The sequence below is a fragment of the Bacillus sp. T3 genome (genome assembly GCF_033449965.1).
In the GTDB taxonomy this organism is placed as follows: domain Bacteria; phylum Bacillota; class Bacilli; order Bacillales; family Cytobacillaceae; genus Bacillus_BU.
The window spans coordinates 2,206,279-2,225,805 of record NZ_CP137761.1 but is presented as its reverse complement, the minus strand read 5'-3'; the positions used below and the strand labels follow the sequence as shown (position 1 = coordinate 2,225,805).

The window sequence follows — 19,527 nt, the reverse complement described above, 5'->3', positions numbered from 1 at the left end:
AAATATTGTAGATAAATCTTTATTTTTTATCTCTAGATAGTGCCTTACTCTGAGTTTTCTACTACTCTTTTTGCGCATTATTTTTAACAATCTGCACAAAAACATCAATTAATTTTCCCAATTTGACATTTCAGATAGATCTTTTCAGTATTAACAAGTGATAAATATAATACGAAAACAATTTGTTTAGATTAATAGTCGTTATACTAATATTAATGTTAAAAAACCAAAAAATGTCGAAAAAGCACGAAAAAACTAGAATTATGTTTTAAATAATGAATAAACAAATATTCAGTACAAAAAATAAGAGTGCGATAATGGTAGTTTTCGCACCCTTATTTTATAAGATTAGTTTAAAGAATTCCCTTTGCATTCTTAATGATATACTTCGATAAAAAAGTTGAAAATATTTATAAAATACTTTCTAACTGGACTTTTTCCCAGTAATTAATATGATTATTAATGTTTCTTAATCTACTATATAGTATTTCATCTAAGTTTATTTCTTCTACATCAATATCATCTAAATAATTATTTGATAAAGATAATGCAGTCTCTCTCGGTACTCCCATTTCAATTAATTTTCTTGTAATAACTCTATAAGATCCCATTTCCAAATAAGACAAAAAACTACTTTCAGGTAAGAAAATGTTGTAAAGTGGTTTTAATAACGCTGGAAGTTTGTACGTAATCGTATTTTGAAGCAAGGAAATAGTTTTTTCAATTTTACTTGAATCATCATGATATTCTGTATCCAAAATTTCGGATAAAGGAGTCTCTTTTATCCACTTTTCAGCATTAATACAAAGAGAAAAAATTAAGCCTTCATTTTGTATTCCTAAATGCTTTTTGTAGTAGAAGGGAACTTTATCTTTCATGTATAAGATTAGATAGTACAGATTATTAGAAATATTTCTTTCACTAGGGGAACTTGGTAAATAAGGTTTATTTTTCTCATTATATAATCTATCCAACTCAATTGGATCCCAATATCGATTAAGTATACAAATATCCTTTGGGACTGACAAACTTTCTACAGCTTTTTTGATTTTAACTAATTGGTTTTCAGGAATATTTATTCCTACTTCATCCAATCTCTTTTTAGCTTTTAACCCATATTTCAACAAATTATATCTTACATATGGCAACAAATAGGAACTGTCTATATCATCATTGGAAGGGGTATTATTCACTAAACAATCTATAAGAATATCTTTATTAAAATTAAAATTTTCTTCATACCCGGCTCTTAATTCCTTATCAAACGATTCAAATAGTGACTCCTGCTTATTAGTCTCAATCTCAAAAGAGTTTTCATCGAGGACAAAAGTTCTTCCTATTAAGTCCTTCATTAATCTACCTGCTCTACCACGCAGATTTGCAAATTCATAATTAGATAACTTCGGAGGATTATCCCCTCTTTTATCGACAAATAAATTTGGATTTCTTATTATTACATTTTGTGCCGGTAAATTTACACCTTGCATTAAAGTAGTAGTACAGACAACATTTCTTATGAACTTATTTGTAATCGCACTTTCAAGGACTTTTCTAATATGATGTGGTAACCTTCCATGATGATATGCTACCTCATACTTTAAAGTTTCAACTAAATCGTATTTTGGATGAACAGTCCTTTTTACATAATCAATTAATTCGGAGACTTTATCACAACTAGTTGTATTTATAGATTCTTCTTTTATTGCAAGCGCTGTTTTCCTCGCCTGAACTGCATTAGGCGAAAAAATTATGTTTATTGATTCTTCCCCAGACCTTTTATTATTGACTTTAAGTATCTATGAAAACTTTCTGTATACCTTTGCTTGCCTATTCCATTTATGTATTCAGTATTATTTATTATTAAGACGTTTGGCTTGTCAATTACATCTGAATATTGCTTTAAATAATATTTATTTCCTTTCTTGCTAACAGAGTATGTTAAGTTCACTACTGGTGACTGTTTTGTTTCTTGCTCTATTGCATCTTCTCCAAAAATATCTTTAGCTAATTCTTCAATTTTTTTTATTCTTGGCCCTGATATTAAAATTTTATCAGGTAATGAATTATTTCTAAATTCAATTAAAGTATCAAAAAGGGTCTTAGAACGATCATCGTCTTCTGATGCCACCCTTTCGATATTTTGTATCTCATCTACAATCAAAAATCTTAAATTTGGGAATGGGTCTTCCATATATGCAAAGGCACCTATTGTCCTTTCTTGAGTAAGTACATAGATTCTATTTTCTAATCTCTCATTCTCATCGAAAGAATTATAAATTTTGTAGTCCTTTATGCCAAATTTATTTAAAATTTTTCTAAAATCAGAAGAAACCTGAGATACTAAACTCAAATTAGGGACAATATATACAACTGTACCTTTTTTGGAAAGTAATTTTTCTATTACTTTTAATAAAATTACAAATGACTTACCTGCAGAAGTGGGTGCTGATATTCCAGTAATTTTATATTTATCAATTTTATCCCATACTTCCTTTTGAAATTTTGTTAAAGTAAATTTATTCTCTCTGATTTCAACTTCGAAGTTCCTTCTATTAATCGAGACTGACAATTCTGATATAAAACTACTAAACCGTAAGTGTTTGTTATTTATACTATCATAGTTTTCATCTACCATTATTGCTGTTGGAGACAAACCAATCCTTGAAAGTGCTATAACTAAGAATTCGGTCAGCCCAGTCCAATTTTCACGCTTATATTTAAAAAGTAAAGTACACAACAATGTCACATTTTTTTGAGACATCTCATCTGAGTTCATAGATAGTTCATCGATTAAACCGATTAGTTCTGGTAATTCCTTATCTTCCAAAGTAATTTTTCGATTATCAATGAATTGAAGCTTATTCGCTACAAACTCTAAATCATATTTAAGTAACTTGGTTACTAACCTTTTATCGTATTGGTTCATTTTGTAGTCACCTAACAAATGTATCACCTCATTTGATTAACGAATCTGATCTTGAAATTCTTTTACTAAAACATCTAGTTCCCAAACTGGAAATAAGATATAATTAATCCTTTCCAATAAACCTTCTTCAATTGTTTCAAATAATTCATTTTCTATTTTTTTACATTGATCTATTATTATATTTTCAATTTGAGCTTTTATCTCGTCTTCACTGGTTAATTTCAATTTAGAAGTCTCGTTATAGCCGATAACACAAACTAAATGAACTTCAGAATTTTTGAGTATCCCCCTCTTATAAGCCCTAGCAACCTTTTCTAATGATTCGTCCAGAAAATCATTGTAAATATATAATCCAATCTCTTTTCTATGATTTTCGAAAGTTGATAAAATACTGGTAATGGAGGTTTCAAAAGCAGCTTTAAATCTATAAGCTTTTGTATAAATTTTTGATTCTCCAAGAATTATAATATTTTTATCATTTTCTTTTTTATAATGAATCGCATCAGCACCAAATCTTTCATGACCAGTGGACGTTGTAATCGGCATTTTCCTTATTAAAGGTACAGCCTTAAAATAATGTTGAATAAAATTAAATAAAATAAGTTCGCCAATTTGACCCTGTAAATTTAATTTTCGATCATCTCTATCGCGAAAATAGCTTAAAGACAACTTTCGAAGTTTCGAATTTGCATTCTGACTAGAACGATTTTCCTCATTAATCATTTGATCAATTATTTTTTGTGCTTTGGTATTTGAATAAACCCATTCACAAATTGTATTTACGAGTTCCTCTAAAAATTCTTCCCTATATTCTTGTAAATCCACATAATTGATGCAAGTTCCATAGTGTCTTTTATTAGGCTTTAAATTAAAAGACTGGTTTATAAGGTAAATATGATTCATTAAGGAGTCAGTATGAGTAAGTAGATTACTAATCATCTCATCGGTAATTTCGGTAAATTCATACATAAAACAATTTCCCTTCTACATCTAAATATTATATTAAAATTGCATTGAACCTTGTTTAGCTTTATTTGATATAATATTTTAGTTAGTACAACTCATTATAAATTAACTTACGATACAAATTTTACCACAAATAAAAGAGTGTAATATGGTAAATATGCACTCTACTAAAAATAAAGCTAAAAACCTGCAGAACTAATGCAGGTTTTTAGCTTTATTTCCTTAACTCTTTATAAGCCTCACTAAAACAGTATTATAAAATGAACGATATTCAGAAAGCTTCAAATAGGACCCCAGTTGTTCTAAAAAATAAATTCTTTTATCTTCTTTTTACAATTTTTTACAATTCTATTAGTAGTGTAAATAAAGACCTACTGTAAATAACATAAAAGTTAATTCTTGCTAAACCAAGTTCCAGTACTTTCTATATATTCTTTAAAATCATAATGTAATTGGGCTATTTAAACTCTTTATTTCGTACGTAAATCCTTAGGATTTAATAAAGTATCTGAATTTCTTTTATTAAGAAGTATTCTCCAACACTTTGAGTCCAATCAAATTGCTCCCTGAATTCCTGTTTAATTTCGACCAATGGATATAGTCACCCGCCACATCACGCAGTTACCGTACTAGGTGACTATCCCTCGCTACATACCGAATTTATCCGATATAATTATTGACTTTTTAATATTAGAGTATAAAATTCCAAACTAATACTCAAAATGTCCGAGTTTTGCCCTTCCAGTTATTCCTATAATTCATTATACTCTTGCTATGAGTTTATAGGAGGAAAGATTACAAATGCATATAGGTAGGTATTTAAGAAAAAAGAGGAAAGAAAAAGGACTTTCCATATTAGATCTTGCTTTTGAAGTCGGAGTTGATGAAAAGACTATTCGGAGAATTGAAAAGGAAGAAAAACCTAGTAAAACAAAGAGCCTTAAAAAGGTTTACGTTGCTCTTGGTATCTCTCCAATGGACAGGCAAATATTTAATGACTTGTTGAAGTATGATAATGAAATGAATCACCTAAATCCTTTGGGTCTATATAATGACTTAGGGGACAACGGTCCACAAGAAATACTTAGTACTTTAAATGAGAACCTATTAAAGGGATATGAGTTAGCTAAGCAGGGAATGTTCCAAGAGGCTTTACAAATTTATTTAGCATTATCCAAGCTTTACCCAAAAAAGTTTGCTTACATAGCATGTGCAACTTTGTACCAAATGTTAGATGAACATGAAAAAGCAATTGAATTTACTGATAAAGTTTTGTCGTTGGAAAAAGACCAGTTTGAAGCACTCTTCATAAAAGGAACAAGCTTAGGTGAGTTGAAACATTACGATAGTGCTATGGGAATATTTGAAAAGGCATTAGAGTTAAAAAAATCTTATCCACTGCATTATAATTTGGGTTATATCAATTGGTTGAAGAAAGACTATGTGTCTGCAATTAAGCATTATAATAAGTGCTTAGAAATTAATCCCGACTATGCATCGGCGCATTTAAATGCAGGAGTTTGTTATTTTGACATGATGCGCTTGGAAGAATCATTATTTCATATCGATGAAGCAATCAGATTAGAACCGAATATGTATCAGGCTTATGGAAGAAAAGGGGAATATTATCGTTTTATAGATCAACATGATGAAGCTATAAAATACTTTGTAAAATGCCTGAAACTGAACCCCAAAAACTACCAAGCTCTGTTAGGCATATCTATTAGTTTTGCCATATTAGGAGACATTTCTCAATCTTCCATCTATTTCAAGAGATTTTTTGAATACTATTTAAATAATTTAATTGATAATAATGGGGTTCCTGGAAGAAACGTTCAAATCGTGGATATCGGATATAAGAAGACTCGATTTATTGAAGTTAAGTACGAAAACCAAAATCACATTACAGTATTTATCAACGGACTCTCAATCCCTTTGAATATGAATAAAGGAAAAGGTTTGATTTTTATTGGTTCTTCGGAGCTAAAGGATTCCACAGGTTCTATACTATATCCTGTAGTAGGAAAATTATACAGGGATGAAGTAGAATTTGCCGAAGTCAAAACCAAAGTACAAGATTCAGTAGAGCTATTTAGATATTTTGATGAACCCAGATATATTGATTTTAAAAAAGATATAAAGGTAAATATTGATGAACGTGAAAATAATGTATTGATAAAAATAACATTTGGTGAGAAATATGTAATTGCAGGGATTACCGATAGCAAGACGGGCGGACTAGAGTCTTTTATTGAGCATTATAAAAAACATGGACAATTCCGAGTCCACTTTGAATGTGCAACAGAAATGTTTGTAATTGATGGACTTAAGAATGTCTCAATTAATCTATTAAATAGTAATTCAAAATAATCAACGAAGTTATTGGATTCATCGCCTGGCACGCCTCGCTTAATCTTGTTTCATAAAAATTGTTCACAAAGAGTTTTTAAGAATAGCTAAGAAAAGAGGTCCAACCATTAAGATTGGACTTTTTTTCTTAGCTTTATTTGTACAATTTTTGCAACAGCTTCAACTTGTCCAAAGTGTATGTGGTAACACATGGGATGTTGATGAGTATTACATATGAATAATGTATTGTATAATATCTACATAATTTCAAGAATATTTATAAATTCATCAAGTAATTACGCATCACACCTAAGGTTATGAAAAGCCGACAAAGAATGTTATTTAAGTAACCACTATTTCATGTAAAGCATCAGTACTAATATACATCTCCAAATTCTTGTTGTGACCCTTATTAATCTGATTTGTGATACTTTATTATAACCTCATAATTTCTTTCTTTTTAGCATCAAACTCGTCCTTTGTTAAAACACCCATATCAACAAGTTCTTTTAGCTTTTTCAATGTTTCGATCTGCTCGTCAAAAGACATTGAAGAACTTGACGTTGAAACTGGCTGGCCTTGAGGTCCAATATTCTGGGCCATGTTCATTCCAAAGAGCATACCTCCGCCGTTTCCAAGTCCATTATCTTGAATACCCTGAGCAATTTTTTGCTGTGCGGCAATATTGGAAGCTCTCTGTGAAACATCTTCATACGCTCTCATATTCATCTTGTTTGCAGAGAACTGGTTAACAAGCTCTCTAGATTCTGGTGAAAACTCGATATTTTCAACCGCAACCTTAACAAGTTCAAAACCGAATCGGTCTATCCATTTGCCAGCATTATATGAATCCTCAGATATTCTCTTTGAAATTTCAGCTGCCTGTGAAGGCAATTGAGAAATCCTATATGTAGTTGAAAGTGAATTCAATGCAACGATAAATGATTGTACAAATTCTGAAAGGACTTGTGATCTCACTTTTGGATTATCAAATGAATAGCTACTTACGTTAGCTGGCACAAAGTTTTTTATAAACTTCTCAGGATCAACAATTTTAATAGAAAAACTACCATATGCATAAATTTCGAGGTCGCAACCATAATACATATCATTATAAACCTGAGGGCCACGTGTTCCAAATTTAATATCACGAATTTCACGTAAATTGACAAATGCAATTCTCTTTTCCGAAGAAGAGATACCACCGTAGCCGATTCTGTCTTTTGCCTGTTTAAAGATTGATGCTGCTATACCATTACCATTAAATACGCTTTCCTCACCATCTTGATATTCATAGCCGCCAGGAGTAGTGATAATGTTTTCAATTCCGGCTTGGCTAAAAATGAAGGCTGCTGTATTTTCAGGCATAAATATTTTTGAGCCGTTTGATATAACATCCATTGAGCCATGCATATTGACTCCACGCCCAATGTTATTCGTTTTAAGTATTCCAGGTGCTACAGCTGTATGTTCATCAAAATATCCAGCAGTTATTAGTTTTTTCCACTGATCAGTAAAGGATCCTCCTACCGAATCAGTAATTGCTTTTAAAACTCCCATAGTCATCAACCTCTCTCATTATAATATTTGGTCTGTATCACAATAACTGCAGCGAATGCTTTGACCTTTGGTTCCAGTAAGAGGTGACATACAACCGATACATTTTTTTGTAGCCTTTACCTGGTTCATCCGCAGCTTTGCTTTTCGATTTAATTCCTAATGTTCCTTTAAAAACACCTATAGTATCTTTAAGCGTTTCTGCTACAATTTCTGCTCCGGGAATTGCAAATTGATTTGCTACTAAATTTGACTCTCTCCCAATTAATACCTTGCTAATTCCATTAACATATTTCACAATTTCCTTTTTGGCTGAGCTTTGAAATTTGAAAGTCAATTGGCCATTTGTAAAATATATCTGAAGATTAGGTATACCATTAGTACTTTTACCCATAATAGCCTGTGCTTCGCCATTTATGATTTTCACCTGATTAAGTGGGTACTTCCGCACACTTTTTGTATTTCCAAGCAAGCCCTTACTAACATGGATAATGTTCATGTTAGTAAGAATAAGTTCATCGGTAAATGCGGTCATAAGCCCGCTTCCTTCACAAACACCGGTACTCTGAATAAGAATTGATTCACTTGGCTCTAAATTGTATTTTACCATATTTGTCCTTCTCCTAAGCTCTATTATTGAAGTACAGCCTTTCCTTTAATTCACCCAAATTCATCCTATACTACTTTAAAATATGTTTACTTTATTGATGTAACGCTAACCACTACATTAAATATGGGCGGTCATTATTGACTGTTACTTCAAACCACTCGGAACAAAGAAAATATTCTTCTACATAATTTATTGGTGGAGGATAATATCTTGAGTGACTTTTTCCAAGTGTTAAATTAGCCTTTTTACAGAAGTGGATACTATATACAAGGCTTTTATTCTACCTTTTCCGTAATCATCTAACCATCCCATTAGAACCTGCTCTACTACTTCCTAAGAGTTGCTATTTTAGGAATTTCACTCCTGCTATTTTACTATATTTTGGTTTATATTTACACAAGAATAGTGCCTGTGGGACCCGATTTAGCCAAGGTCTACAATAATATTCGGGTAAGAAATATATCAATTCAGAGGCAACTTACAGTTTTACCAATAAGCTGTTATGGAAGGGTACACCGCACCTGCTAAATAGCCGAGGATATTTTTGTAAAAAGAGTTTTTTTGTAAATTTTAACTCAATTAATTGTGTTAAAAAAGGATCAATGATTGATTCAGTAACAACTTGAATAAAAGCAGGAAAACCCTATTGGTCCCTGCTTCTTTTATTGTTGTTTCTAATATTATTATAATATGATTTATTTCAATTCAAGCTAGATGCAAATCATATTTATTGTAAGCATTCAGAATTACATCACGTATCTCTTAGTTGTTCAAGTGTGTATGGCAGTGTGGCTATCAGTTCCTGCTCCTCATCTAGTCTTTGTTTAGAAATATTGTTAAACTCCTTTTCACTTATGCTAACACTTCGCAAAAATGTATTTTAGTAGGGAATCATGAAGTGTAGAAATTCTAATAACAGTCACTAACACATATTATCTCATACCCTGAATTTCTTTAATTTTCATAGACTGCGACCTAATAACATGTAGTATCCTTTCACAAACTAAATTAAAACACAAATGGGTCATTGTTAATTTCATATGTATGCAAAGACAGTGGGTATTCTATTTTTGTAAGTACAGTTTTCCCTATTATTCTTGCTGCAAAATAGCTAACAATTGCATCTTCTACTGAAAATAATCTGGCCCTCTCATCACGCATGTTAACTTCATGTTTTGCCTTGTTAAATAAAACGATAAAATTAAATAATGAATTAATGAGCACTTCATCAAAAATATTTTTTTCTTTTGCTTCATGTGCTAATTTTCCTAAAGTAGATTTGGAAAATCTTAATTTACCCATTAATTTTGTACTGACAACAAAGAGCCTCATAACAGCTTCTAAATGCATACCACTATAATGTATAACATGCCTAGCATGCAATCTAACATCTAAAACATCAATTTCTGACCTTGCATACTGTAAAGGTCGAAAGAGCTCCCTCTCCAAACCTCCTGGGAAAGGGTTTTTCTTCGGATCAGCGGGCATACAGTAGCCACCAATTCCTCCAATTTTTTGATCCATTAACCATAAAACTTGTGTTTCATATTTTTCTTTCTTTGTTTCTATTTCATTTAGGAAAGTTTTAATATATCCTCTTTGTTCTTCATTCAAAAGCTTTTTAAAAATAAGCTTTGTCTCTGGAAGTGCCCCATTCATATATTTCTCTCTCCAATTTAATTATGTTGCATTTCAATTTGTTATCTAGAAAGGAAAATAGAGGGTTCAGTCGTTCAACATCATAGCCTTTTATTTGTCCCTTATCCCCTTGAACCCGTCAGCCAAAATGGATACTGCTCCTTTACTTGCAGCTGATAGGAGATTAGTCTTCGTTACGTTTACTTTCTCTTCTTTTCTTGGTTCAAGCCCATTTCGATAAACAAACTTTTTTCTTAATATTGATTTTTTTTGATTGTAATAGAGAACAAATCTTTTTAAGTTCGAGCTTTGATCGGTGTTCCTCCAAATCAAATAAAAGCTCGTGTGATCCTCCCATTCGTCTACCGATAACATAGAAGATAGTAAAGATAGCTGCATTAGATTAAGGTCATTGTTTAACCTTACGATCCGGTCGCATGTGAGTTTCGGTTCATTAACACTAGGAAGGTTATCCTCAGAAACACCCTCAAACTTCTTTAATCGTTCAACAAATTGATTATGGGTTAGTATTGGAAAGCGTTCCTCAATTGTTTTTTCGATGTCTTCATTCGTTACTTGTAATTGAAGAATCTGTAATTGCTGTTGGATTAAGTCTGTGTATTCCGTGTACGATTCTCGAATCGGATGCATGCGCTGATGAATGAGTTTCAGATGAAGTCCTAGTTTGGCTTTTTCAGCACGTACCTGCTGGTAATTTTCATCATCCTTTAACAGTAAGTCTTTCGCAACAATAGAAGATAGGGCCAGCACAAGTAAATACTGTACTTCTTCAATCTGGATATCTAGAGTTTGATGCTCAGTATACTCTTCAAGAGCTTTAACAACCTTACACAACTCCTCCACAATCTCATTTTTAGAGTAAAACTCATTGCCTAGTTTATAATACACCTTTAGTAAGAAACCACAATAAATCGTCAAGTTCCTCACAAAAGCGTCAGGAGAGATTTTTTCTAAAAAGGCGGAAGAAGTGATACCTTGGTGTAGCTTTTTTGTAAATCGGTACATTCTTCTTAACAGCTTTTCTTTCAGATCATGTGTTAATTCACCACTTCCCTGATGGGGTGATTGCTCACTGCTTACTTCTAGAGTCGTTGCCCCTACTTTGTTGAATTGACTTAGAATGGAATGGATAAGGCTTCCCAATACATCTACCCCACCAACAGAGCCATACTTAATTTCTTCTAAGCTTTCATCAACATAATAGTCCTCGAGATTTACACTAATTTCTGTAACATTACTCTCACTTATTTCAATATGTTGATGAACAGCTGAACTTGTTTTAAACCCGGTTTTCTTTTCTTCCATATCCTCTTCTGTAAGAACTAGCCTATAATGTAAATCTTCAAGTAAACTAACGATATTTTGATAATCTTCTAAATAAGGGTCCTCCTTCAAACTCTCATATGGCAGCTTCTTCACGTTTTCAAAATGCTGTTGAAGTAATTCAATATGATGAACCCATCCAGATAGAATAAGCGATTCCCCATTTATAAAGGCTACAAACTCCACAATAGAAGAAGGAGTACAATCCTTAAACTCATACGTCCAAACCTGAGCGACTATCGCCTTAACATGACCTTCTATCCCATTTAAAGAAAAACGTTCTATATACTCATTTGTTTTCACTTTTACTGTAAGACACTTATTTTCATAGATTCCTTCCACAAAGCGAACGGGAATTAAAGACGTTTCGTTGGTCTCATCTTCCTCAAGAACAGAAAAGCTATCTGGAATGAGCTGTTTAATCTGTATACTTTGAGAAAAAAACGATTCAAATGTTCCTCTAGCAGCCTTCTCTACAACTATCGCTTCACTATTTCCAGCATCCTTAAATGTTTGTAAAAATGCCTGACGACTACAATTGGCACTACCATAAACAATGACTTCCTCCTCATCACCGACAAATCGAAAAACCTTCCCGTGGTACCGCTTGTCCCAATCCTTATGAAAGACAGCCTCATAGATAGAAAATCTAGTACTTTGCAGAAAGTGTTTTGGAAAGTTTGTTGTTCCGTTTTGCAAAAACACCTTAATTTCACTATCAATAAAAGCATTTTCCCATGTATTTAATACTGAAAGAGAACGGTCAAAATAAGGAGAGAAGCACTCGATTAAACGAATGTTGGTTGGTAAAATTCCAGCCAGTTGTTCCTGAAGAGAGCGGGTATGATTATGTAAGATATGTACCAATCCGTTTGAGTTTGTTAGTTGAAACAAGTAATGAAATCCTGCTAGCTTTTGAAAGATTAACTTCCAAAGCTTCTGATCTTGTTCGTGATGGAGAGAATAAAATAAGTGATACGCTGCTTGAATAATAGCTAGATGTTCTGTGTCCAGCTCTTCTTCATTATATGTAAATACATTGAAAACCTCGTGATTTGTAATAAAGCCCGCTGGTGTTAAATTTCCGCTTCCAATCATGAGCTTGGCCTTCTTCTCACCTAACAAAAGATACATCTTAGGGTGAAAGGCCTGATTTGTTTCTACACCTTTCACCATATAATGAGTACCTAGCTCTTTAATATTGGGCTTTTGAATTGACTCCTGCAAGCAGTTTTGATCCACTACTAACCCTACATACGTACAGTTTTGTTCTATCAAATGCCGCATGATCATCTTTTCAAAGAAGACGAGATCAATCGAGTAGGAAGTGAACAACGAAACTTTATATCCTGGTTCATTTAACTCATGGATAAGATTAACTGTTTTCATTTAAATTCACCTGACCATAAGGTGTTACAGAAAAGGAACCGTTTATTCCTTTTATTAACTGTAAGTCCTCTAAAATCGTTAAGCCTTGGTTCACACGAAAAACGTTAAATGTAGGTCGATCATCACTTATAAAATAAAGCTTGCCATCATTTTCAACAAAATGATACGTGTCGTTCTTTGTCGTTATGATTTTGTTTAAGGCAACCTTCTGATGTTGGTCTAAAATATAATATTTTAAAATATATGACACAAAATCACTTACTAATTCATCCTGATATTGCTCACAAATAAGATCCCAAGATTTAAAGGAGATACTCTCTCTCCCACCTAGCTTTAAAAGGCTACTATGCATTTCATTAAATTCACTTCTATTTTGTAGACGACTACGTACATCTAAAAGCACTAATAAAGCATCCCAAATATGTGTCACCACACCCCTCTCATCGAAGGACATATTCTGTACATACTCCTGACGAGTATCTGGATGAAGTGGGATGAGATCTCCCAATTGATGAACGTTTTGATTTAAATCATACCCAGCAGTCGTTAATTCATCTAAAACATGCGTAATTAATTCAGAGGTTGTGTATATCCTCCTAGACATCAGATCAAGTACATACGACCACATACTATCTAAACTATACGTAAACATTTGACGAGCATGATAGATTTCCCAGCCAATCGCAACCGTCTGAAGCTCCTTTGGTAGTTGAAGCTTCTGATGATAATATCCATCATACATCGTTTTTTGCCAGATCTTAAAAGACATTTTTTGTCCTGGTAGCTGATTAATAATATTCATATAATAAAGCAATGATTGCTTTCTTAGCCTTGCTCGATCACTCTTCGGTTCTTTTGGAATAAAGAGGTTTATCAGAATAGGAAGGTCCTTTGAAACTCCAAACTTCATACTCGAAAGTCCCGCGACGGATCCGTATTCCACTAGGACATCCCTTGGAATTGGAACATCAGAATGACGATATCTTTGATAATAGGCTGTACCTTTTATAGTATTTTCAAATGACTCTGCCAGTTCTTTACCAAATGGTGTCAACCGGTCTATTTGAACACCTTTATCGGCATTAGATTCCCTTGTTAATCCTATGATTTTCATTACATTTCGATAAGTTCCATAACCTCCAAAGGAATCCTTAACATAATCTAAGACAGGCTCAAAAGCAGACTGATTGCTCACCCAAGCCGAAACCCCTTTTTTACTTCCAATTAAGGCATTTGTCACGGTTTTGCTTTTCACAGCCCAACCGATATTGGACAATATGTAAAACCACTCTTGTGTTTTTAGAAATCTCTTAAACTCTTTCAACGATTTTTCAGATGAACTATATTGAAGGAAATCATAAAGGACCCAAGCAAAAAAGGACCAATATCTAGCACGGGGTGTGATACTTGTAATACCAGACTGAAGTGTGTCAGCAATGCTAATTCCAACAAACCGAATACCAAGATGATCTTCACCTTTTATTGTATTAACGTTAGAGGTTGTCCAAACAGGACCTTGTGCAAGTTGCATGGCTATGTCCTCCTAAATTAGTTATCTATGGAACTACTTATTAATTGCAATTTCAACTATTATTCTCATCTAGGAAAAAACAAACTAATAACAAATATAGTTAAGCACATGATATTATTTTATACATTATTCAATACTAATTAAGCCATGAGCAGCTCTGTTCCGAAGATTAAACCCGTTTAGAGAAATATAAACTTGCTTTGTGTACTATTGGATAGTATAAATACCTCTTCATCATTCATTACTATATAGAATCTAAAGCAGAAGCATAACTATTTATATCCATTGCAGGGATTGTCCCCAACTTTTGTAACTCTATTAATAGTAATGCACCACCACCAAGCCATGCCAATGCAGCATTAGTCGCAGCGGCTCCTGATAAAGTATAGATAGCAGTACCTGTTGATGCAACACCAAAAGTAGTGGCAATGCCCATTGCTGCTGTTGGACCCATTGTCGCTACAGCAACTCCAAGAGCACTTAAAGTTGCACCCGCTCCAGAACCTCCAGCAGCTGCTTTTGCTTCAACTTCTGCCTTTTTAATTTCTTGTTGTTTTGTCTTGAAATTTACCACTTCAATTTCAATTTTTTTAAGTGTTACTTTGAATTCCTTTGGAGTGTTTGCTAATTTATTAATTCGTTCTTCTATTAATTTAACAAGTTTTAAAGCTTTTTCACGCTCTTTATAAAGAACATTCGTATTTTCACCTAAATCATTGGCGACTTTTTCATAACGTTCAACCGCTGCATTATAATTGTCGATTGCATTCTTTCTTAACTTTGCATTAAACATGTGATTACCTTCCCTCATAGTTTATTACTGTAATAGAGTTTTAATCTTCTTTGCTTGAGTCAAGCTTAAGAACCTTATCTATACACCAATATGTAGTTGCCCATTTTAACGGCATAATATCATTCTGCTCAAGATATTCTTTCAATAAGCTAAGCAGTTTACCTTCTGGCACAGTCCGAGAAAACTAAACTGCTTCGTTAGTGTAAGTGAAAAATTTCACTATTTCACCTATCTTCACACTAAAATAATAACAGATAATTACAATTCGTTGTTCTAATTATTCATAAATGTGAAATAATTTCCTTGAAAATGAAAAGGTACCAATGTCGTTTTATGAGGTACCATTCAAGCAAATCATCTAATCTAAAAGTTAAAGTTCGTTGCTGCGCAGTAAGAGTCTACTATGCAATATAAGAGTTACTCTACAATATGGGGCCCGTTTGCGGAAGACCGTCTTAATGAAAATCAATCAAATTCATTTAAAAAATATAAAATTTTTATTCCCAAAACTACTGTTATTTAACTTTTGATCATGAAGGTATAACGTGGTAACTTGTTGTCATTCATTGGTGCATTTTTTGTCATTTAATGGTAAAAACTTTGTCACAGCTGGTACATTTCTGTGGCCGTAATCATTCATTTAAATATTGTTAATTCGGGAAAAGTTTGCAAATCATAAAAAAGGTTTATTAAACAGTTACTATACATAGAGAACGAAAAAATGAAGGTTTATTCGTATCAAGAATCCATGTTATGATTAAGACTAGTAACTAACAGTAGGTGATAAACTTGAAAAAACAGTAAAAGTTGTAGCAGCCATTATCGAAAATGATCAAAACGAAATTCTTTGTGCCCTTAGATCACCCCAAATGGCGATACCGAATATGTGGGAATTTCCTGGGGGGAAAGTGGAGCAAAACGAAGATATCTTCACAGCTTTAAAAAGAGAAATTGCGGAAGAGTTACATTGTGAGATTGAAACGAAGGAATTACATAATTATATCACTCATGAGTATGAAACCTTTATCATTAACTTGATTGCGATTAAATGTAGCATCACCGGCGGAACGCCAACACCAACAGAGCATTCCAAATTAATATGGCTTAAAAGAGAAAATCTTCTCTCTTTAGTTTGGGCTCCTGCTGATATACCAGCTGTTGAATTATTAGTTCATGTAAAATAGTCTTCTCCGCGGAGAAGACTATACTTTTTAGTGAACTCAGTATAGAGTTTCACTGGTAATTCATTTTCTAACTCAAGTTGTACGGTTATGGGCTTATTCCCTTCAAAACGAATCGTATTACCTTTGCCAATATAAATGAATGGTTCATTTTTTCCATCTATTTATTTATACTTTCTCACAAATAAATGAAGATTAGTTCCCCTACTCTTATTGTAAATAATGTTTTTTGACCAGAATTCTTATGTTGGGCAGTTGTATGTGGTGTTTGCCATTGGAAATGACGTGTGTCTACTATTTCATCCTTGTAATTCAGTCTCTCCTCAACATCTGCCTCTTTGTGCAAGTCAATATAAAGGAAATAATCTTTTCCATTCGTGAGCAAACAGTTAGGTCATTGCTTATAGTTTATGGCCATGTTTGCTTCCTTCTCTTGGATCCGTATTCTGTGTTTAGTAAAATAGCCAAGGTTGTAGCTTAATTCCACTATATATTGGTGAGTTGCAGTATAATATTAAAAAATTACTTCATAGCATAAAAACACCCTTTCAAATTTGATGGGGAATATTTTGTAATAACTGTTCGTCAATTTGAAATGTATATTTGCTCATTATATACTGCCTTTTAACTGGATACTTTTCCCCTTGTTTTTTGAAGGAAATGTCCATTGGAATGGAGTACCCAATTGACCATTTGGTTTAGATAATTTACTTTCAATATATTCCTCCATTGGGTAAACATCAATTTCATCAGAGTGATTTTTATATACTAACATGTAATTTGCCCAATGAATATTAGGATCCCCTTCTCCCCTGCTCCTGAATAAGCCCATTCTGTAAGCTTTTTATTATATTTAGATAAATTTTCTTTCATATATTCAAATAATGTTTGATACTTTAATTTCATTTCTTTAAATCCACCACACTCTTGAAATTTTAAAAATGCCTCTTTTAATGAAGTATCAGTAATATTTAAAACCTTAATAAATGACTCTGCTTTATATTGATGAATAGAAACCCTTTTTGCACTCGATCTTTTACAAGAAAATGTTACCTGGATTCTTTGTTTATTAGTTTTAATAATTAACAATACATCTGTTTTAGGTTGTCCATTAGATGGTAATTTTGGAATATCATTTGTCACATTGATGTTTTCAATTTTTTCCCTTTTTTTATACCATTAAGTTCTATTACCTTCTTAAAAAATAAATATTGAAATCCATCCTGTGTTCTGCTGGCGGTATTCCACTTTTCTATATTTCCTTTATGACTTAGGATATTTACAATTTTTTCCTCAAAATTCGTTCCCTCAAAAGCTTTTCTTTTTCCGATTTCTAATGAATAAAGCGCTTTTTCTTCAATTAATTGATCCAGTTCACTTGTACTAATACAATCATCAATTGCAGAATATATTTTATGCTCTCGAATTTGTTTTTGATAACTAAGGCTGGTTTGCTGTTCTTTTGGTGGTAAACTATCAGGAAAAACTAAAAGCACTTTAGTAACTTTATTATTTAAATTTTTTATATGCATTGCATCCCATTGTAATTGTTTAGCTCTATCTGTTCTAATTGTTGAAGTGGAATGTATAGCCCATTGTTCTCCATCATCGAATTCTATTAAATGATCCGACTTAAATTGTGTAGGATTAATACTATATCCTTCAGAATATTTTATTTTATTCTGAGTTATATATCCCTTTTGATAATACATTTCTAAAAGCGAAGATAGATTTTTTTTATTTTTTAATCCATGCTCACTTTTGTATTTATTTTCTTCCTCCACGACCCTAACATCTCCTATATTTTGGATTCTGGTTGTTGTTATTAGGATACCATAAAAAAAGAGCAGAATATAATTCTACTCTTTTTGTTGAAAATTTTATATATTTATTAATTCTTCTTGTTTTTCATCTTCTGACCACTGCTCATATATTTGTTCAAGAGTTTTCACTACTTCTTTTGCTAAAGCAAATGCTAACAGGGGTGGAATAGCGTCCCCAATCTGTTCATATTGATCCTGTTCAGGATCCGAATGAAATTTAACATATGGCCCTTCAAACACATACCAATCCGGAAAACTTTGTAAGCGCGCCGCTTCTCTTGGGGTTAAGCCCCTATCTTTTAGTGGATGAATCATTTCATCTAAGCAATGTGATGTTACTGTAAAACTAGGATTATCTTCTTTTAAACGCCTATTCCTCGCACCATATAATTTTGCTGGAAATACATCTTTCCTTAAATCTTCTTTTCCTTCTAAAATAAGACGTTCCGCAGCAGTTTTCATACTTTCTCCCTGTCTTATTAATTCCATTCTCTTTATCATTTTTTCCCGATGATTCACTGCTCTATGACTGGAAAGAATATTTTCGTTATCAGATAAATGTTGAGGTGTACCTAGAGTTAAGCCCCTCATTTGAAATAGAAATTCCTTTTGTTGAATTTCTAGATTCTTATCAGAAAGACTAAATTTGTATTCATTATTCTCTTCACCAGCATTTATTTGGGGCAAATCCAAAAGTGCATTACCTACTGTTACATATGGAAAAATTTTATCTGAACCGTGGGTTTTTTCTGGATAACTATATATTGCATTTAAATCCTGTCGTATTGCAACTAAAAAAACACGTTCTCGATTTTGTGGGACACCATAATCACTTGCTTTTAAAAGAACTTCTTTTGGATTACGACTAGCAAGAAAGTAATTAGTTTCTCTGTCATTCGCCTCAAATTCATCACAAATGTTTTCAAAAATTGATTCATCTTTATTTTTTTTGGATAATAATCCTTTAACATTTTCGAACATTATCATTTTACTTTTTACAAATCTTGAGATTCGAAGTATGTTTAAAAATAATTCATCTCTGTCGTCTTCATGTGCTCTTTTCCCAGCCATTGAAAAACTTTCACATGGAGCACCTCCAGTAACAATATCAACCGTCTTTGTCCCGAACCGTTCAGTTAATAATTTCATAATTAATTCATTTGATACTTTATTTATGTCACCATGTATTAAAAGGGTTTTATCATTCGGTAAAAAAAACTGTTCTGGATTTTTCATTTCACCAGTTAAGTATTGCTCTAGTTCAAATATATCAGCATTGTGCGATTTTGAATATGTTTGGACTGTGGTATTAGTCCATTCAACAGCAATTAATGGTTTTATTCCAGCCCAAAAAAATCCTGTTGCCAAACCTCCTGGACCAGAAAACAAGTCAATACTTGTAAACTCCCTCATATTTACC

12 protein-coding genes and 3 pseudogenes are annotated in these 19,527 nt (G+C 32.6%); 2 read left to right on the top strand and 13 right to left on the bottom strand.

Going from position 1 to position 19,527, the window contains the following annotated elements; translation table 11 throughout:
- Positions 1–410: 410 nt before the first annotated feature.
- From RGF10_RS11490 to RGF10_RS11480, 3 genes are all read right to left on the bottom strand, one after another.
- Positions 411–1,652, bottom strand: coding sequence for a helicase-related protein (locus tag RGF10_RS11490; RefSeq protein ID WP_412176726.1), 1,242 nt, complete (start codon positions 1,650–1,652; stop codon positions 411–413).
- A gap of 101 nt (positions 1,653–1,753) precedes the next feature.
- Positions 1,754–2,926 carry a DEAD/DEAH box helicase gene (locus RGF10_RS11485; RefSeq protein WP_318509128.1) on the bottom strand — a complete coding sequence of 391 codons (1,173 nt, stop codon included), beginning with the start codon at positions 2,924–2,926 and terminating at the stop codon, positions 1,754–1,756.
- A gap of 36 nt (positions 2,927–2,962) precedes the next feature.
- Positions 2,963–3,895 (bottom strand): HamA C-terminal domain-containing protein, encoded by a 933-nt coding sequence (locus RGF10_RS11480; protein ID WP_318509127.1) that lies wholly within the window; start codon positions 3,893–3,895, stop codon positions 2,963–2,965.
- A gap of 798 nt (positions 3,896–4,693) precedes the next feature.
- Between RGF10_RS11480 and RGF10_RS11475 the strand changes: the two genes are divergently transcribed.
- Positions 4,694–6,262: a tetratricopeptide repeat protein gene (locus tag RGF10_RS11475; RefSeq protein WP_318509126.1), complete on the top strand. Its 1,569-nt coding sequence runs from the start codon at positions 4,694–4,696 to the stop codon at positions 6,260–6,262.
- A gap of 414 nt (positions 6,263–6,676) precedes the next feature.
- Here the strand turns inward: RGF10_RS11475 and RGF10_RS11470 are convergent, their stop codons facing one another.
- The 7 genes and pseudogenes from RGF10_RS11470 to RGF10_RS11445 all read right to left on the bottom strand — a co-directional run bounded on the left by RGF10_RS11470 (position 6,677) and on the right by RGF10_RS11445 (position 15,103).
- Positions 6,677–7,801: an SPFH domain-containing protein gene (locus RGF10_RS11470; RefSeq protein WP_318509125.1), complete on the bottom strand. Its 1,125-nt coding sequence runs from the start codon at positions 7,799–7,801 to the stop codon at positions 6,677–6,679.
- A gap of 37 nt (positions 7,802–7,838) precedes the next feature.
- Positions 7,839–8,408, bottom strand: coding sequence for a hypothetical protein (locus RGF10_RS11465; RefSeq protein WP_318509124.1), 570 nt, complete (start codon positions 8,406–8,408; stop codon positions 7,839–7,841).
- Between the two features lie 1,008 nt (positions 8,409–9,416).
- Positions 9,417–10,067 carry a hypothetical protein gene (locus RGF10_RS11460; RefSeq protein WP_318509123.1) on the bottom strand — a complete coding sequence of 217 codons (651 nt, stop codon included), beginning with the start codon at positions 10,065–10,067 and terminating at the stop codon, positions 9,417–9,419.
- 90 nt (positions 10,068–10,157) lie between these two features.
- Positions 10,158–12,779, bottom strand: a complete 2,622-nt coding sequence (locus RGF10_RS11455) for a phospholipase D family protein (protein ID WP_318509122.1) — start codon at positions 12,777–12,779, stop codon at positions 10,158–10,160.
- Positions 12,766–14,310, bottom strand: coding sequence for a hypothetical protein (locus RGF10_RS11450; RefSeq protein ID WP_318509121.1), 1,545 nt, complete (start codon positions 14,308–14,310; stop codon positions 12,766–12,768). The genes RGF10_RS11455 and RGF10_RS11450 overlap by 14 nt, the downstream gene beginning before the upstream one ends.
- Before the next feature lie 126 nt (positions 14,311–14,436).
- A pseudogene (locus tag RGF10_RS23840) lies at positions 14,437–14,505 on the bottom strand (hypothetical protein); the annotation flags it as partial.
- Between the two features lie 49 nt (positions 14,506–14,554).
- Entirely contained in the window at positions 14,555–15,103 is a 549-nt protein-coding gene (locus RGF10_RS11445) for a hypothetical protein (RefSeq protein ID WP_318509120.1), read from the bottom strand.
- Between the two features lie 815 nt (positions 15,104–15,918).
- Between RGF10_RS11445 and RGF10_RS11440 the strand changes: the two are divergent.
- A pseudogene (locus RGF10_RS11440) lies at positions 15,919–16,287 on the top strand ((deoxy)nucleoside triphosphate pyrophosphohydrolase); the annotation flags it as partial.
- A gap of 175 nt (positions 16,288–16,462) precedes the next feature.
- On the opposite strand, the gene RGF10_RS11435 reads toward RGF10_RS11440, so the two are convergent.
- The 3 genes and pseudogenes from RGF10_RS11435 to RGF10_RS11420 all read right to left on the bottom strand — a co-directional run bounded on the left by RGF10_RS11435 (position 16,463) and on the right by RGF10_RS11420 (position 19,520).
- The gene (locus RGF10_RS11435) at positions 16,463–16,630 is read right to left on the bottom strand and encodes a DUF3427 domain-containing protein (RefSeq protein ID WP_318509427.1); all 168 of its coding nucleotides are present in this window, start codon (positions 16,628–16,630) and stop codon (positions 16,463–16,465) included.
- 264 nt (positions 16,631–16,894) lie between these two features.
- Positions 16,895–17,816 (bottom strand): annotated as a pseudogene (locus RGF10_RS23835) (MspI family type II restriction endonuclease).
- Between the two features lie 348 nt (positions 17,817–18,164).
- Positions 18,165–19,520 carry a DNA cytosine methyltransferase gene (locus tag RGF10_RS11420; RefSeq protein ID WP_318509117.1) on the bottom strand — a complete coding sequence of 452 codons (1,356 nt, stop codon included), beginning with the start codon at positions 19,518–19,520 and terminating at the stop codon, positions 18,165–18,167.
- Positions 19,521–19,527: the final 7 nt, after the last annotated feature.

Bases quoted from the DNA above. Each gene is read 5' to 3' on its own strand.
- RGF10_RS11485 (WP_318509128.1), bottom strand. From the start codon at position 2,926: ATGAACCAATACGATAAAAGGTTAGTAACCAAGTTACTTAAATATGAT.
- RGF10_RS11480 (WP_318509127.1), bottom strand. From the start codon at position 3,895: ATGTATGAATTTACCGAAATTACCGATGAGATGATTAGTAATCTACTT.
- RGF10_RS11475 (WP_318509126.1), top strand. From the start codon at position 4,694: ATGCATATAGGTAGGTATTTAAGAAAAAAGAGGAAAGAAAAAGGACTT.
- RGF10_RS11470 (WP_318509125.1), bottom strand. From the start codon at position 7,801: ATGGGAGTTTTAAAAGCAATTACTGATTCGGTAGGAGGATCCTTTACT.
- RGF10_RS11465 (WP_318509124.1), bottom strand. From the start codon at position 8,408: ATGGTAAAATACAATTTAGAGCCAAGTGAATCAATTCTTATTCAGAGT.
- RGF10_RS11460 (WP_318509123.1), bottom strand. From the start codon at position 10,067: ATGAATGGGGCACTTCCAGAGACAAAGCTTATTTTTAAAAAGCTTTTG.
- RGF10_RS11455 (WP_318509122.1), bottom strand. From the start codon at position 12,779: ATGAAAACAGTTAATCTTATCCATGAGTTAAATGAACCAGGATATAAA.
- RGF10_RS11450 (WP_318509121.1), bottom strand. From the start codon at position 14,310: ATGCAACTTGCACAAGGTCCTGTTTGGACAACCTCTAACGTTAATACA.
- RGF10_RS11445 (WP_318509120.1), bottom strand. From the start codon at position 15,103: ATGTTTAATGCAAAGTTAAGAAAGAATGCAATCGACAATTATAATGCA.
- RGF10_RS11420 (WP_318509117.1), bottom strand. From the start codon at position 19,520: ATGAGGGAGTTTACAAGTATTGACTTGTTTTCTGGTCCAGGAGGTTTG.